The sequence below is a fragment of the Polaribacter sp. Hel1_85 genome, from assembly GCF_000766795.1.
Classification (GTDB): Bacteria; Bacteroidota; Bacteroidia; order Flavobacteriales; family Flavobacteriaceae; genus Polaribacter.
This window is the reverse complement of sequence record NZ_JPDS01000003.1, coordinates 349571-364861: the sequence shown is the minus strand read 5'-3', so window position 1 is coordinate 364861 and position 15291 is coordinate 349571. Positions and strand designations below refer to the sequence as shown.

13 protein-coding genes are annotated in these 15291 nt (G+C 28.6%); 11 read left to right on the top strand and 2 right to left on the bottom strand.

Annotation, left to right across the window (positions count from 1 at the left end; all coding sequences use genetic code 11):
- The first annotated feature begins 29 nt into the window (after positions 1 to 29).
- The 10 genes from PHEL85_RS15350 (at position 30) to PHEL85_RS15305 (ending at position 12447) form a co-directional block, all read left to right on the top strand.
- A complete protein-coding gene (locus tag PHEL85_RS15350) occupies positions 30 to 1526 on the top strand; it encodes an aminotransferase class V-fold PLP-dependent enzyme (protein ID WP_036827205.1) in 1497 nt (498 codons plus the stop codon).
- A 310-nt stretch (positions 1527 to 1836) separates the two neighbouring features.
- Entirely contained in the window at positions 1837 to 2661 is an 825-nt protein-coding gene (locus PHEL85_RS15345) for a prephenate dehydratase (protein WP_036827200.1), read from the top strand.
- Positions 2662 to 2704: 43 nt separating this feature from the next.
- Positions 2705 to 3847, top strand: a complete 1143-nt coding sequence (locus tag PHEL85_RS15340; RefSeq protein WP_036827198.1) for a pyridoxal phosphate-dependent aminotransferase — start codon at positions 2705 to 2707, stop codon at positions 3845 to 3847.
- Positions 3848 to 3850: 3 nt separating this feature from the next.
- Positions 3851 to 4702, top strand: coding sequence for a prephenate dehydrogenase (locus tag PHEL85_RS15335; RefSeq protein WP_036827196.1), 852 nt, complete (start codon positions 3851 to 3853; stop codon positions 4700 to 4702).
- Positions 4703 to 4722: 20 nt separating this feature from the next.
- Entirely contained in the window at positions 4723 to 5805 is a 1083-nt protein-coding gene (locus PHEL85_RS15330; RefSeq protein ID WP_036827193.1) for a bifunctional 3-deoxy-7-phosphoheptulonate synthase/chorismate mutase type II, read from the top strand.
- A gap of 387 nt (positions 5806 to 6192) precedes the next feature.
- Entirely contained in the window at positions 6193 to 7155 is a 963-nt protein-coding gene (rsgA, locus tag PHEL85_RS15325; protein ID WP_036827191.1) for a ribosome small subunit-dependent GTPase A, read from the top strand.
- Between the two features lie 76 nt (positions 7156 to 7231).
- The gene (gene dtd, locus PHEL85_RS15320) at positions 7232 to 7684 is read left to right on the top strand and encodes a D-aminoacyl-tRNA deacylase (protein WP_036827189.1); all 453 of its coding nucleotides are present in this window, start codon (positions 7232 to 7234) and stop codon (positions 7682 to 7684) included.
- A gap of 127 nt (positions 7685 to 7811) precedes the next feature.
- Positions 7812 to 8450, top strand: a complete 639-nt coding sequence (locus PHEL85_RS15315) for a YceI family protein (protein WP_036827186.1) — start codon at positions 7812 to 7814, stop codon at positions 8448 to 8450.
- Between the two features lie 100 nt (positions 8451 to 8550).
- Positions 8551 to 10470 (top strand): DUF3857 domain-containing protein, encoded by a 1920-nt coding sequence (locus PHEL85_RS15310; RefSeq protein WP_036827184.1) that lies wholly within the window; start codon positions 8551 to 8553, stop codon positions 10468 to 10470.
- Positions 10471 to 10482: 12 nt separating this feature from the next.
- Positions 10483 to 12447 carry a DUF3857 domain-containing protein gene (locus tag PHEL85_RS15305; protein WP_036827181.1) on the top strand — a complete coding sequence of 655 codons (1965 nt, stop codon included), beginning with the start codon at positions 10483 to 10485 and terminating at the stop codon, positions 12445 to 12447.
- Positions 12448 to 12450: 3 nt separating this feature from the next.
- On the opposite strand, the gene PHEL85_RS15300 is transcribed toward PHEL85_RS15305, so the two are convergent.
- Positions 12451 to 12909 carry an Lrp/AsnC family transcriptional regulator gene (locus PHEL85_RS15300; protein WP_036827177.1) on the bottom strand — a complete coding sequence of 153 codons (459 nt, stop codon included), beginning with the start codon at positions 12907 to 12909 and terminating at the stop codon, positions 12451 to 12453.
- A 156-nt stretch (positions 12910 to 13065) separates the two neighbouring features.
- On the opposite strand from PHEL85_RS15300, the gene PHEL85_RS15295 reads away from it, so the two are divergent.
- Positions 13066 to 14265: an aminotransferase class I/II-fold pyridoxal phosphate-dependent enzyme gene (locus PHEL85_RS15295; protein ID WP_036827174.1), complete on the top strand. Its 1200-nt coding sequence runs from the start codon at positions 13066 to 13068 to the stop codon at positions 14263 to 14265.
- A 144-nt stretch (positions 14266 to 14409) separates the two neighbouring features.
- Here the strand turns inward: PHEL85_RS15295 and PHEL85_RS15290 are convergent, their stop codons facing one another.
- Positions 14410 to 15288, bottom strand: a complete 879-nt coding sequence (locus tag PHEL85_RS15290; protein WP_235318295.1) for a metal-dependent hydrolase — start codon at positions 15286 to 15288, stop codon at positions 14410 to 14412.
- Between the last annotated feature and the right edge of the window lie 3 nt (positions 15289 to 15291).

The window sequence follows — 15291 nt, the reverse complement described above, 5'->3', positions numbered from 1 at the left end:
TGGTAAACGAATTTGAAGCTTTGTAAAGTATGATTTCAACAAAAGAAAACAGTTTAAAGTCAGATTTAGAACAGTATTTTAATCAATTTAAAAAGAATATTGTAGGAATTAATCAAACTTTTCAATCTCCTTATGGAGAACAAAAATTGATTTATACAGATTGGACAGCAAGTGGACGATTATACGGACCAATTGAAGATAAAATGCTGCATCAATTTGGACCATTTGTTGCAAATACACATACAGAAACTTCTACTTCTGGAGCTGCAATGACATTAGCATATCACGAAGCTAGAAATATTATTAAACGTCATTTAAATGCAAATAGTAATGATGTTTTAATTACCTCTGGAACAGGTATGACTGGTGCTGTCAATAAATTTCAACGAATTTTAGGTTTAAAAGTTTCTGAAAACTTAAAGAATCACACAACAATTCCAGAAGATTTAAAACCAATTGTTTTTATAAGTCATATGGAACATCATTCTAATCAAACTTCATGGTTAGAAACGATCGCAGATGTAGAAGTTGTTCCTTGTAATAATGAAGGTTTATTATGTTTGATAGAGTTTGAAAAATGCATTCAAAAATATCAGGATAGAAAAATAAAAATTGTTTCAATTACATCTTGTTCAAATGTAACAGGCATAGAAACGCCTTATCATGAAGTAGCAAAATTAATCCACAGTTATAATGGTTTGTGTTTTGTAGATTTTGCATGTTGTGCACCTTATGTAAATATTGATATGCATCCAGAGAATGAAGATGAGTATTTAGATGCTATTTTCTTTTCTCCTCATAAGTTTTTAGGAGGTCCAGGTAGTTCTGGAGTATTAGTTTTTAATAAGAAACTGTATAAAAATACAATTCCAGATAATCCAGGAGGAGGTACAGTAAGTTACACAAATCCTTGGGGAGAACATGATTATTTAGATGATGTAGAAGCAAGAGAAGATGGTGGTACACCTGGTTTTTTACAAACCATTAGAATTGCACTTTCAATACAATTGAAAGAAAAAATGGGTGTTCAAAATATTAGAAATAGAGAAGAAGAAATTAATGAAATTGTTTTTAATACTTTAGAAAATTTATCCGGAGTTAAAATTTTAGCACCAAATCATAAAGAACGTTTGAGTATCTTTTCTTTCTATTTTGAAAAATATCACTTTAATCTCGTTGTAAAATTATTGAATGACAGATTTGGAATTCAAACTAGAGGAGGTTGTTCTTGCGCAGGAACTTATGGACATTTTTTATTAAATGTAGATCATGCAACTTCTAATAGAATTAAAGATGAAATTTTGCATGGTTGCAATACTCAAAAACCAGGTTGGGTTCGTTTATCTGTGCACCCAACAATAGCAAATGAAGAACTAAATTTTATTTGTCAATCTTTAAAAGATTTGGCGAAAAATATAGAAGAATGGTCTAAAGACTATCAATATGAAGCAATTAAAAACGATTATAGCCACAAAACAGTAGCTCCCATAGAAAAGCAATTGGTAAAAGAATGGTTTAAAATTTAGAATTATCTTTTTTATTCCTTTTTAGTTGAGGAATTTCATAAAACCAACGGTGCATTCAATCTAATTTTTAATGATATGTCAATTCTTTGATAAAAAGGGAGATATAATTTGTTTGTTTCAATTTAATCTTTAGATTTGTCTCTCAAACAAAGAGCATACAAATGTTAAATAACACTTTTACTCGTTTCTATTTTTACTTTTATTTTTACAATAAAAGCAGAGACTTTGTATCATGTTGTTAAGAAGCATTCATATAATATAAAGTCTCGAATTTAATTCGAGGCTTTTTTTTTGACATTATTTGTAACTAATGAATAAAACTATTGCCATTCAAGGAGCAGAAGGCTCAAATCACCATAAAGTTGCTCGCGACTTTTACGGAACTTCAATACAATTAAAAGAATGTATGTCTTTTGATGAGTTGGTAGATAGTTTGTTAGAGGGTTCTGCAAATCTTGGAGTGATGGCTTTAGAGAACACAATTGCAGGTTCAATTATTCCTAATTACGCTTTAATTGATAAACACAATTTGCATATAACAAATGAAGAATATTTAAATATTCATCATCATTTAATGGCATTAAAAGGTCAGGAAATTAAAGATATTAAAGAAGTTTGGTCACATCCAATGGCATTGTTACAATGTAAAGAATTCTTTAAAATGCATTCTCATATTAAATTAGTTGAAGATGTAGATACAGCAGAAGTAGCTAAAAGAATTTCGAAAGAAAATTTAGTTGGTATTGCGGCAATTGCTCCAAAAATAGCAGCAGAAATTTTTGGTTTAGAAATTCTTGAAGATGAAATTCAGACTATAAAAGATAACTCTACAAGATTTGTAATTGTACAAACTGAAGAACCAAAAATTGATGAAGAAGTAAATAAAGCTTCTTTAAAATTTCAATTGAATCATAAAAGAGGAAGTTTAGCAGCAATACTAAATGTGTTGAGCGATTGTAAAATGAATTTAACTAAAATTCAATCTTTACCAGTTATAGAAACTCCCTGGAAATACTCGTTTTTTGTTGATATAACTTTTGATGAATATAAAGATTACAAAAAAGCAGAAGCAATTATAGAAATAATGGCTGAAGAATTTAAAATATTAGGAACCTATAAAAACGGTAGAAAATAGCGCAGCTATCCTGAACTTGTTTCAGGATCTCATTCAAAATAATATGATTAAACCAGCCAAAAGATTAGACACAGTTCAAGAATACTATTTCTCTAAAAAATTAAGAGAAGTTAGAGGTTTAGTTGCTGCAGGAAAACCAATTATCAATATGGGAATTGGATCTCCAGATTTGCAACCACCAACAAAAGTTTTAGAAGCAATTTCTAAAAGTTTAGGAGATGCAAATGCGCATAAATATCAATCTTATCAAGGATTACCAGAGCTAAGAACTGCAATTTCTACTTTCTATAAAAATAAGTTTTCTGTAGATTCAAACCCAGAAAATGAGATTTTACCTTTAATGGGAAGCAAAGAAGGAATTATGCATATTTCTATGGCTTTTTTAAATGAAGGTGATAAAGTATTAATTCCTAATCCTGGATATCCAACTTATACTTCTGTTACAAAATTAGTAGGTGCAGAGCCTTTATTTTACAATTTAGATGCAGCTAATAATTGGCAACCTAATTTTGAAGAATTAGAAGCCCAAGATTTAGAGAATGTAAAAATTATGTGGGTAAATTATCCACACATGCCAACAGGTACAGACGCAACATTAGAAACATTTGAGAAATTGGTTGCTTTTGGAAAAAAACACAATATTTTAATCATCAATGACAATCCTTATAGTTTTATTTTAAACGATAATCCTATTAGTATTTTACAAGTTGAAGGTGCAAAAGACATTGCTTTAGAATTAAATTCTTTAAGTAAAACGTTTAATATGGCTGGTTGGCGAGTAGGTATGGTTTTAGGAAAAGCCACTTATATCAATGAAATATTAAAAGTAAAATCTAATATGGATTCTGGTATGTTTTACGGAATTCAAAAAGGAGCAATAGAAGCATTACAATTATCTGATGATTGGTTTTTAGATCAGAATAAAATATATGAAGAACGTAGAAATCTAATTTGGCAATTAGCAGATAAATTAGATGCAACGTATAATAAAAACGCAACAGGATTATTTGTTTGGGCAAAGATTCCTGAAGGAAAAAAATCTGAAGAAGTTACAGATTCAGTTTTATACAATAACGATATTTTTATTACTCCAGGAACTATTTTTGGTTCTCAAGGAGAAGGATATATCCGATTTTCATTATGTGTAACTTCAGAAATAATTAAAGAAGCAATATCAAGATTATAGATTATGAAAAATATTTACATGATTGGTATTGGTTTAATAGGCGGTAGTTTTGCTATCGATATTAAAAATAACAATCCAGATGTTGTAATTCATGGAATTAGTAGAAAAGACGAAACCTTAAATAAGGCTTTAGAATTAAAACTAATAGACAAAAAAGCAACTCTAGATGATATAGAAAATGCAGACTTGGTAATTGTATCAATTCCTGTAGATGCAACTGTAAAATTATTGCCAACGATTTTAGATAAAATATCAGATAATGGTTTGGTTGTAGATGCTGGATCAACAAAAGAAGCAATTTGTAAAGCGGTTGAACATCATCCAAAAAGAAGAAATTTTTTAGCATGTCATCCAATTGCTGGAACAGAAAATTCTGGACCAACAGCAGCTATTTCTGGCTTATACGTTGGGAAAACGAACATTATCTGTGAAGTAGAAAAGACAACTTTTAAGCTTCAAGAAAAAGCTTTAGAGCTTTTTAGAGCCATTGGAATGCGTATTCGTTACATGGACCCTGTTTCTCATGACAAGCATATTGCGTATGTTTCGCACTTATCTCACATTAGTGCATTTATGTTGGGTAAAACAGTTATCAATAAAGAAAAAAATGAACGTGATATTTTTGATATGGCAGGTTCTGGTTTTGCTTCAACTGTTCGTTTGGCAAAAAGTTCACCAGCAATGTGGACACCAATTTTTAAACAAAATAAAGAAAACGTAATAGAAACGTTAGAAGAATACATCAATAATTTACAACAATTTAAAGAGTTGATGCAACAAGATAATTTCTCTGAAATTTTTAACGAAATGGAGAACACAAATTATATTAAACAAATTTTAAACGGCATAAAATAAAAGCCAAAACAAGTAGAAAAATGGAGAATACAAAAGAATTAAGAACATGGTTGGATGATATGAATTTAGCGCATCCACTAGTAATAGCAGGGCCTTGTAGTGCAGAAACCGAAGAACAGGTTTTAAAAATTGCACACGAATTAAAAGATTCTGATGTAAATTATTTCCGTGCCGGAATTTGGAAACCAAGAACAAGACCAGGAAATTTTGAAGGTGTTGGAGCTTTAGGTTTAAAATGGTTACAAAAAGTAAAAGAAGAAACAGGCATGAAAACCTGTACAGAAGTTGCAAATGCAGCACATGTAAAGTTAGCTTTAGAGTATGATGTAGATTTATTATGGATTGGTGCTCGTTCTACAGTATCACCTTTTATTATGCAAGAAATTGCAGATGCTTTGCAAGGAACAGATAAAATTGTTTTAGTTAAAAATCCAGTAAATCCAGATTTAGCTTTATGGTTAGGTGGTATCGAAAGATTATATACTGCAGGAATCAAAAATTTAGGAGCAATTCATAGAGGATTTTCAACATACGAAAAATCAAAATATAGAAATACTCCAGAATGGCAATTAGCTATTGAGTTTCAAAATAAATTTCCAGATTTACCTTTAATCAACGATCCATCTCATATTACAGGAAATAGAGATATGATTTTTGATGTATGTCAAACTGCATTAGATTTAAACTTTGATGGTTTAATGATTGAAACTCATTACGATCCAGAAAATGCTTGGTCTGATGCTGCACAACAAGTAACACCAGATTCTTTAAAGCAAATAATGCAAGACTTAAAAGTTAAAAAAGAAACTGAAACTGCTATTAGTTACAGAGAACCTTTAGAAAACTTAAGAGCTCAAATTAACGTTGTAGATGATCAGTTAATCGACTTGTTAGGTAAAAGAATGCAAGTTGCAGACAAAATCGGTCAGTTAAAGAAAGATGAAAACGTTGCTGTTTTACAATCACGTCGTTGGAACGAGATTTTAGGAAACATGGTTTTAGAAGGTAGTAATAGAGGTTTAAGTGAAGAGTTTGTTTTAAAAATGTTTAAAGCAATTCACCAAGAATCTATCAATCACCAAGAAAAAATTATAAACGGATAATTTTTGGGCGTTACCCAAGGGTCAGGCTTTCATTACTCACTTTTTTTGTTTTTTAAGAAACAAAAAAGAGTTCAGACAAACCATTCAATCCTTAACGCAAAGAGCTAGTTTACATTAGAAAGTTCTTTAAAAATTACCAATAGAATACAAATCCTTCAAGTTTTAAAACCTGAAGGATTTTTTTAGTATTAAAACTATGTTTTCTAAGTTTCTATGTGGTCAGAATTAAATTTTACACACCTATATAGAAATACATTGTCACTTCGAGTAAAATTTCTTTTTCAGAAATTTTGTATCGAGAAGTTTTCGATACAATTTTCTCATAAATTCGAAAATCACTCGAACAGACATTCTCGTTTTTATTTAAAATTCTGCATCTTTGCAGCAATGACAGGAATCGTATATAAATCTACAGGAAGTTGGTATCAAGTAAAATCTGAAGAAGGTGTCTTTTATCAATGTAGAATAAAAGGTAAATTCAGAATAAAAGGTATTAAAAGTACCAATCCAGTTGCAGTTGGAGATAAAGTAGTGTTCGATGTAGAAAAAAAAGGAGATGAAGAAGTAGGAGTCATTAAAAAGATTTTAGAAAGAGAAAATTTTATTGTTCGTAAATCTGTAAATCTTTCTAAACAAATACACATTATTGCAGCAAATATTGACCAAGTTTTTTTGTTGATTACTATTAACAATCCACCAACATTTACTGCATTTATAGATCGTTTTTTAGTTTCTTCTAGAGCGTATAGAATAGATACCATTTTAGTTTTTAATAAGATAGATTCTTATGCAATAGAAGAACGTGCAGAAATTTTATATTTAAAAGATATATACGAAGCAATTGGGTATAGATGTGTTGAGGTTTCTGCAAAAGAGAAAAAAAATATAGATACAATTAAAGAAATGATGATTGGTAAAACATCTATGTTTGTTGGTCATTCTGGAGTTGGTAAATCTACGTTGGTAAATGCAATAGAACCTTCTTTAAATCTAAAAACCAAAGAAATTTCAGACCAACACAATCAAGGAAAACATACTACAACCTTTGCAGAAATGTTCGATTTAAGTTTCGATGCAAGAATTATAGACACACCAGGAATTAAAGGTTTTGGAGTTGTTGATATTGATAAATACGAATTAGGAGATTATTTTCCTGAGTTTTTTGCCTTAAAACAAGATTGTAAGTTTAACAATTGTATTCATACAAAAGAACCACATTGTGCTGTAAAAGAAGCTTTAGAAGAAGGTAAAATTTCTTGGTCTCGTTATAAAAGTTACTTGCAAATTTTAGAAGGAGATGAAGAATCTGAACATTACAGAACAGATGTTTGGAACGAAGAAGAGGATTAAAATTTAAGGTTGAATGTTTATAAGGTTATAACAACACAAACGAGTAACTAATAGTAAGCAGCAAAAAGCATTTAAAATGAAAGTTGTTATTCAAAGAGTTTCAGAAGCAAGTGTTACGATCAATCAAAATAAAGTTGCAGATATTAAAAATGGACTTTTAGTTTTGTTGGGTATTGTAAATGAAGATACTCAAGAAGATATTAATTGGTTAGTTCGTAAAATAATAAATCTTCGTATTTTTAATGATGAAAATAATGTAATGAATAATTCTCTTTTAGATGAAAAAGGAGAAGTTATTGTTGTAAGTCAGTTTACATTGCAAGCATCTACTAAAAAAGGCAATAGACCTAGTTATATAAAAGCAGCAAAACCAGATGTGGCAATTCCACTTTATCAGAAATTTGTAGACAATTTAGAAACAGCATTAGGCAAAAAAATTCAGACAGGAGAATTTGGTGCAGATATGAAAGTATCTTTAATAAATGACGGACCAGTAACTATAATTATCGATTCTAAAATCAAAGAATAAAAAATTTTAAAGTTGCTAAATTGTTAATTTTATCAAAAAAGTAAAAATAATAGTTTCCAAGGAAAATGAATTACATATATTTGCCATGGAAAATAAAATTTAAAAATCAATTTAAATCAAATCAAAAATGAAAAAAATAGTTTTATCATTAGTTTTAGTAGCATCAGTTTTAACTGCATGTAAAGAGAATAAAAAAGAAAAAGTAGAAGTTAAAGAAGCTGTGAAAGTTGCAGTTAATGTCGCTGAATTAAATAATGTAGATCTTGCTACTTCTGTATTAAACTGGAAAGGAACAAAACCAACAGGTGCTCATAATGGAACCGTAGCTTTAAAAAGCGGAGGTTTGTTAATAGAGAATGGTAAACTTACAAATGGTGAGTTTGTGATTGATATGAGTACAATTACAAATGTAGATATGCAAGGATCTGATGGAGCAGGAAAATTAGAAGGTCATTTAAAAAATGCAGACTTTTTTGATATTGCTGTATATCCAACAGCAAAATTTGTAATTACTAAAGTAGAAGAAGTAGAAGGTAAATTAGCTGTAACAGGTAATTTACAAATAAAAGATGTAACAAAAAGCATAATAATACCTGCAACAATTTCTACAGAAACTGGTATAACTACTTTTGCAAGTGAAACATTTAATGTAGATAGAGCAGATTTTAATGTAAAATATGGTTCTAAAAAATTCTTTGAAGGTTTAAAAGATAAATTTATAAACGATATAATGGAATTATCTTTTGTTGTAAAAACGAAAGCGTAAATTAGATTAATTCAAATTTTATTTAAGAGGCTAAAAACTTTTGTTTTTAGCCTCTTTTCATTTTCTTTTTTTTAACTTTGGAAGGCTATCAAAAAATTGTATGAAAAAAATTATCCCCCTCTGTTTATTAGTTTCCCTATTTTCAATAGTAGCTACTTTTAGTCAAAAAAATAATTATTCATCATTATTAATTCCTGTTGAGTTAAAAGAAAACGCAAATGCTGTAATTAGAGACAATTCAATAGAAATAACTATTGAAGATGTTGATGAAATGGTTGTTCGTAACAGAAAAGTTGTAACTGTTTTAAATAAATTAGGAGATAGAAATGTTTCTATGTCTGAATATTATGATAATCATACTAAAATAACGAAACTTTCTGCTATTATTTATGATGCTTTTGGAAGTCAGCTTAAGAAATACTCAAAAAACAAATTTTTAGATGTAAGTGCAGTTGATGGAGGTACATTATACTCGGATTCTAGAGTTAAATATGTAGATTATACTCCTGTTTCTTATCCATATACAATAGTTTTTGAATCTGAGTATAAAACATCTACAACAGGTTTTATACCAAGTTGGTATCCAATTTCTGGATATTCTGTTTCTGTGGAAAAAAGTGAATACAAATTAGTGAATCCAAAACGTATTACAATTCATAAGAAAGAAAAAAACTTTAGTGATTATTCTATTGAAAACTCCCATTTAGATTACGAGTTAAATAGTGTTATAAAAAGTCAGCCAGCAATTAAATATGAAGCGAATAGTGTCTCTTTCTCTAAAATAATGCCTTTATTATTGGTTGTTCCTAAAGATTTTCAAACGGATGGAGTAAAAGGAAGTTATTCAAATTGGAAAGAGTTAGGGTCTTGGATGAATGATAAAATTTTATATGGTAAGACTGATTTGGATGAAGCTACTAAACTCAAAGTTTTAAATTTGGTTAAAGGAATAGATAATCCTATTGAAAAAGCTAAAATTGTATATGATTATATGCAAAATAAAACGAGATACATTAGTGTGCAAGTTGGTATTGGTGGGATTCAGCCAATAGCTGCAAACCAAGTTGATAAGGTTAGTTATGGTGATTGTAAAGGTTTAACTAACTATACAAAGGCACTTTTAGATGTGGTTGGTGTGAAATCAAATTATGTTCATGTAGAGGCAAATAGAAATGATAAAGTTTCATTTGAAAATGATTTTGCATCTTTAGCTCAAGGAAACCATGTTATATTAAACATTCCTAATAGTGGAAATGACATTTGGTTAGAATGTACAAGTCAAACAATACCTTTTGGGTTTTTAGGAGATTTTACAGACGATAGAAATGTATTAGTAATGACGCCAGAAGGAGGTGTAATAAAAAGAACGCCATCTTATAAAAATGAGACAAATCTTCAAGAAATAAATGGTAAAATTCAATTAGAAGAAAACGGTAATTTAACTGCTACTTTAAATAGAGTTTCTAAAGGAATTCAATATGATGATAAATCTTTTTATGAAACTTTAAATGAAGAAGAATTAATTAAAAGATACAAATCTAACGTTTGGAGTTATAATAACAATTTAGAAATTACTTCTACAGATATAATAAATGATAAAGAGAAAGTTGTTCTTAAAGAAGATTTAAAAGTTTCGATTAAAAATTATGCATCTGTAAATGAGCAAGAATATTTGTTTCGAGTAAATGTTTTTAATAAAAATAGTTTTGTACCAAAGAGATATAGAACTAGAAAATTACCGTTAAAAATTCCAAGAGGTTTTAAAGATGTTGATTCGTATGAATTTACACTTCCTAAAGGATATGTTTTAGGAGTATTACCATCAGAGAAAACCCTCTCTTCAAATTTTGGAACTTATAAAGTCACTTTTACTAAAATTGATGACACTACTTTTAAATACAATAAATCTATGTTAATTAAAGAAGGTGTTTATCCGAAAGAAGACTACAAAAAATATAGAAATTTTAGAAGAAGTATTGCCAAATATGAAAATTTAAGAATTGCTATTTTAAAAAAATAAACAAAAATAATTATGAAAAAAGCGTTATCCCTCATTACGATTTTAATAGTTATACAGTTATCAACTTTTGCACAAGATTATAAGTTTGGTAAAGTGTCAAAAGAAGAATTAGAAGAAAAGTATTATCCATTAGATTCTACTGCAAATGCTGCTTATTTGTATAGAAGTAGGAGAACTTATTCTCATTATGTTACTAACGTTGGTTTTCAATCGGTAACAGAAATTCATGAACGTATTAAAATCTACACCAAAAATGGTTTTGATTTGGCTACAAAATCTATAGCATATTATGATCCAGAACATGGAGAAGATCAAGATGTAAGTTCTATAAAAGGATATACCTATTCTTTAATTGATGGTAAGGTAAACAAAGAAAAATTATCTAAAAAAAGTATTTTTAAAGAAAAGAAAAATAGATCTTACAGTATTAAGAAAATCGTAATGCCTAATATTAAAATAGGTACAGTAATAGAGATAAAGTATAAGTTAATTTCACCTTATGCTAATTCTATTGATGATTTAGAGTTTCAATATGGAATTCCTGTAAAAAAGTTGTCTTACAGAGTTGAAGTACCAGAGTATTATACGTATAATAAAAGATCTAAAGGTTACTATAGTATTCCAATGGAAAAGACTTCAAAAAATGGTACTATTGGTTCTATAAATTTCAGAATAGATGTTTTTTCTTATAAGGCAGATAATATTCCTGCTTTAAAAGATGACGAACCTTTTATAAGTAGTATTTATAATTATAGAGGAGGTTTGAAATTTGAATTAACTCAGATAAATTTTTTATCTCTTCAGGGAGATGTTAAAAACTTTTCTAATACTTGGGAAACAGTTAGTAAACAGATTTATAAGTCTTCAAGATTTGGTACAGAACTAAATAAAACAAATTACTATAAAAAAGAATTAGAAGTAATTTTAGCAACTGCTAAAACAGATTCAGAAAAAATCAATTCTATATTTAATTTTTTAAAAAATAAAGTTAAATGGAATGGTCGTTATGGTAAATATACAAGAGAAGGTGTAAAAAAAGCATTTAATAATAGAGCAGGTAGTGTTGCAGATATTAATTTAATGCTAACTTCTATGTTACGTTCTGCAGGTTTAAAAGCAAATCCAGTTTTGGTAAGTACAAGATCTAATGGAGTACCGTTTTTTCCAACACTTAATGGTTTTAATTATGTAATTTCTATGGTAGAATTTGCAGATGGTACCTATGTTTTATTAGATGCTACAGAGCCATTTAGTTTACCAAATTTATTGCCAACTAGAGCATTGAATTGGAATGGTAGAAAAGTAACTAAAGAAGGAGTTTCTTCTTGGGTTAAATTAACATCTACTAAGCATTCTGTTTATGATCATAATTTAATGGTAAAGATTACAGAAGATATGATGGTAGAAGGTTTGTTTAGGTCTAAATTTTTGAATCTAAGCGCGTTAAATTATAGGAAAAATAAGAATCATATAAAAGAAGAAAGTTTAAGAACTAAATTAGAAGAAAAATATAGCATAGAAATAGAAGATTATAAAGTTATAAATAAAGAAAAAGTAAGTTTACCAATTATTAGAAATGTTAAGTTTTTAAGTGAAGATTTAATAGAAGAAATTAATGGGAAAATTTATGTAGAACCTTTATTGTTTTTAACGACACATAATAATCCTTTTAAATTAAAAGATAGAAAATTTCCTGTAGATTTTGCAACACCTTGGAAAGATGTTAATAGAGTAGCTATTAGTATTCCAGAAGGTTATAAAGTTGAAAAATTGCCAGAACCATTAGCAATTGGTTTGCCAGATAATTTAGGTGTATTTAAATATCAGGTATTACAAAAAGGAAATAAAATTAGTGTCATGTCAATATTACAATTTAACAACGGTATTATTTCTCCACAATATTATGCTTCTTTAAAAGATTTTTACGGACAAATGGTAAAAAAGCAAACAGAGAAAATTGTCTTTGTGAAAAAATAATTTTTACAATTTAATTACAGTTGTGTTTTTTACTTCTTCAATTGCAAAAGTACTGTGAGTACTTCCAATATATGCAATTGCTGTTAACTTTGTAACCATAAAATCTCTGTATTGATCCATATCTTTTACGTAAATTTTTAAAATATAATCATAATCTCCACTAACATGGAAACATTCAGAAACTTCTTCTAGTTTTAAAACTTCACGTTCAAAAGTGGTGACATATTCTTTAGAATGTTGAATGAGTTTTATGTGACAAAAAACTAAAAAAGACTTTCCAATTTTGTTTTTATTGATGATAGCTACATACTTTTTAATTACATCTTGATTTTCTAGCTTTTTAATTCGTTCATAAACAGCAGTTACAGATAAATTTAATTGAAGTGAAAGCTGTTTGGTAGTTTGTTTACTATCATTTTGAAGTAAATTGATGAGTTTTTTATCAATAGAATCTAAAGTCATAATTTTAAATTTTCGGTAAAATAGCAATTTATATTAATATTTTAGTTTTTAAAACTAATAATTATAATTAATAAGGAAAAATAAACTATAATTATTTTAAAGTATTGATATATTTTCTTTTATGTTGTTGTTTTGTGTTAGTTAAAACGATCAATTATGAAATTCAATCCTGCAGACAAAATTCAAGATTTACAATATTTTGGAGAATTCGGTGGTGTAAATCCATCCATTTCAGATTCATCAACCTACACCTTTTTATCAGCAAAAACAATGTTTGATACTTTTGAAGGAAATGCAGATGGATGTTATTTATATTCACGTCATTCTACACCGAGTAATTTGCATTTAGGTGAAGCATTGGCTGCAATGGAAGGAACAGAAACTGCAAATGTATCTGCATCTGGAATGGGAGCAATTACACCGGTTTTAATGCAGTTATGTGGTGCTGGAGATCATATTGTATCTAGTAGAACAATTTATGGAGGAACCTATGCATTTTTAAAGAATTTTATTCCAAGATTTAATGTAAAAACAACTTTTGTTGATATTACAAAATTAGATTTTGTAGAAGCTGCAATTACACAAAATACGAAGGTTTTGTATTGTGAAACTGTGAGTAACCCGTTGTTAGAAGTTGCAGATATTGCTGGTTTATCCGCTTTAGCGAAAAAATATAATTTAAAATTAGTAGTAGATAATACGTTTTCACCATTATCAATTTCACCAGCCAAATTAGGTGCAGATATTGTAATACATAGTTTAACAAAGTTTATAAACGGATCTTCAGATACAGTTGGAGGTGTAGTTTGTGGAACTCAGGAGTTTATAAATGATTTACGAAATGTAAATGATGGAGCAAGCATGTTATTAGGTGCTACAATGGATAGTTTAAGAGCTTCATCTGTTTTAAAAAATATGAGAACGCTACATATAAGAATGAAACAACACAGTTATAATGCTGCTTTTTTAGCTGATAAGTTTGAATCTGATGGATTAAAAACAGTATATCCTGGTTTAGAATCTCATCCTTCTCATCATCTTTTTAAATCGATGATGAATGCAGAATATGGATTTGGAGGTATGTTAACAATCGATGTAGGTTCTTTAGAAAAAGCAAATGAATTAATGGAATTGATGCAACACCATAATCTTGGATATTTAGCAGTGAGTTTAGGTTTTTACAAAACATTGTTTTCTGCTCCTGGAAGTTCAACTTCATCAGAAATTCCTGAAGAAGAACAAAAAGAAATGGGACTTTCAAATGGATTAGTGCGTTTTTCGATTGGTTTAGATAATGATATTGAAAGAACATATAAAATGATGAAATCTTGTATGAAAGAAGTGGGAGTTATTTAGACTAAATTCCTTTAATTCTTTTCCACAAATCACTAAATATTTTACTAGAAGGCTCAAAATTAGAATATGGTTTTGTTATCCAACGAGAATCTTTTTTTTGTATTTCAAAATTCAAAACAGAATTTACAGAAGTTTTAGAGTTCATTATAACGTAACGTAAATCATTGAAGATCGTTTTGAAGGATTTTCAAGCTTTTCAAGTTGATAAAAATGATCACTAAACCATGCTAAAGTATTTAAATCTGATTCATGCATGTTTAATAAATTATGATTTTTAGGGATACTAATAATGTTTTCTGCGGTATTTTTTTTGTCAAATAAAGAATAATAGGCAACTTTATAATCCGTTTTAGTTTCTGCAATTCCATACCAGAGAACATTATTAAAAATTGTTGGCTGCGTTCTAATTCTATCAACAGTAATTTTAGCGTTTCCAAAAGATTTTTTAAAAACAGTATTAATATATAATTTATTTCCAATGGTAAACACCAAATAAAAGGAACTAATATAAATTCCTGTTTTTGTCCATTTTAATCTTTTTAGGTTTGTTCTTTTAAAGAATAGCAATATAATCATGCAGATTAAAAAAGGTAGCGTGTAAAAAGGGTCTACAACAGAAATAGTATTAAAAGCAACTCTATAATCAGAAAAGGGAGCAAATAATTGTGTTCCATAAGGTGTAAAACTATCTAAAATAGGATGTGTAAAAATGGATAAAAAGAAAAGCCAAATCCAGTTTTTTAAAGTAGTAGTTTCTTTACGTTTTCCAGAATTGTATAATTTAAAAATTATAAATCCGAAGAGAAAACAACCTAAAATTGCAAATAAAAAAGAATGCATAAACCCTCTATGAAAAGCCATTGCTTGTATTTCATTGTTAAATAAAAATTTTCCAACAAAAACGTCTAAATCAGGAATTGTACCTCCAATAGCGCCAAACAGTAAAGCTTTGTTGCCGATTTTTTTGCCAAGTGCAATTTCTCCACAAGCAGCACCTAAAACAATTTGAGTTAACGAATCCATAGA

What these genes read in the sequence shown, in the direction of transcription:
- PHEL85_RS15350 (WP_036827205.1), top strand. Translation starts at nt 30, where the DNA reads ATGATTTCAACAAAAGAAAACAGTTTAAAGTCAGATTTAGAACAGTAT.
- PHEL85_RS15345 (WP_036827200.1), top strand. Translation starts at nt 1,837, where the DNA reads ATGAATAAAACTATTGCCATTCAAGGAGCAGAAGGCTCAAATCACCAT.
- PHEL85_RS15340 (WP_036827198.1), top strand. Translation starts at nt 2,705, where the DNA reads ATGATTAAACCAGCCAAAAGATTAGACACAGTTCAAGAATACTATTTC.
- PHEL85_RS15335 (WP_036827196.1), top strand. Translation starts at nt 3,851, where the DNA reads ATGAAAAATATTTACATGATTGGTATTGGTTTAATAGGCGGTAGTTTT.
- PHEL85_RS15330 (WP_036827193.1), top strand. Translation starts at nt 4,723, where the DNA reads ATGGAGAATACAAAAGAATTAAGAACATGGTTGGATGATATGAATTTA.
- rsgA (WP_036827191.1), top strand. Translation starts at nt 6,193, where the DNA reads ATGACAGGAATCGTATATAAATCTACAGGAAGTTGGTATCAAGTAAAA.
- dtd (WP_036827189.1), top strand. Translation starts at nt 7,232, where the DNA reads ATGAAAGTTGTTATTCAAAGAGTTTCAGAAGCAAGTGTTACGATCAAT.
- PHEL85_RS15315 (WP_036827186.1), top strand. Translation starts at nt 7,812, where the DNA reads ATGAAAAAAATAGTTTTATCATTAGTTTTAGTAGCATCAGTTTTAACT.
- PHEL85_RS15310 (WP_036827184.1), top strand. Translation starts at nt 8,551, where the DNA reads ATGAAAAAAATTATCCCCCTCTGTTTATTAGTTTCCCTATTTTCAATA.
- PHEL85_RS15305 (WP_036827181.1), top strand. Translation starts at nt 10,483, where the DNA reads ATGAAAAAAGCGTTATCCCTCATTACGATTTTAATAGTTATACAGTTA.
- PHEL85_RS15300 (WP_036827177.1), bottom strand. Translation starts at nt 12,909, where the DNA reads ATGACTTTAGATTCTATTGATAAAAAACTCATCAATTTACTTCAAAAT.
- PHEL85_RS15295 (WP_036827174.1), top strand. Translation starts at nt 13,066, where the DNA reads ATGAAATTCAATCCTGCAGACAAAATTCAAGATTTACAATATTTTGGA.
- PHEL85_RS15290 (WP_235318295.1), bottom strand. Translation starts at nt 15,288, where the DNA reads ATGGATTCGTTAACTCAAATTGTTTTAGGTGCTGCTTGTGGAGAAATT.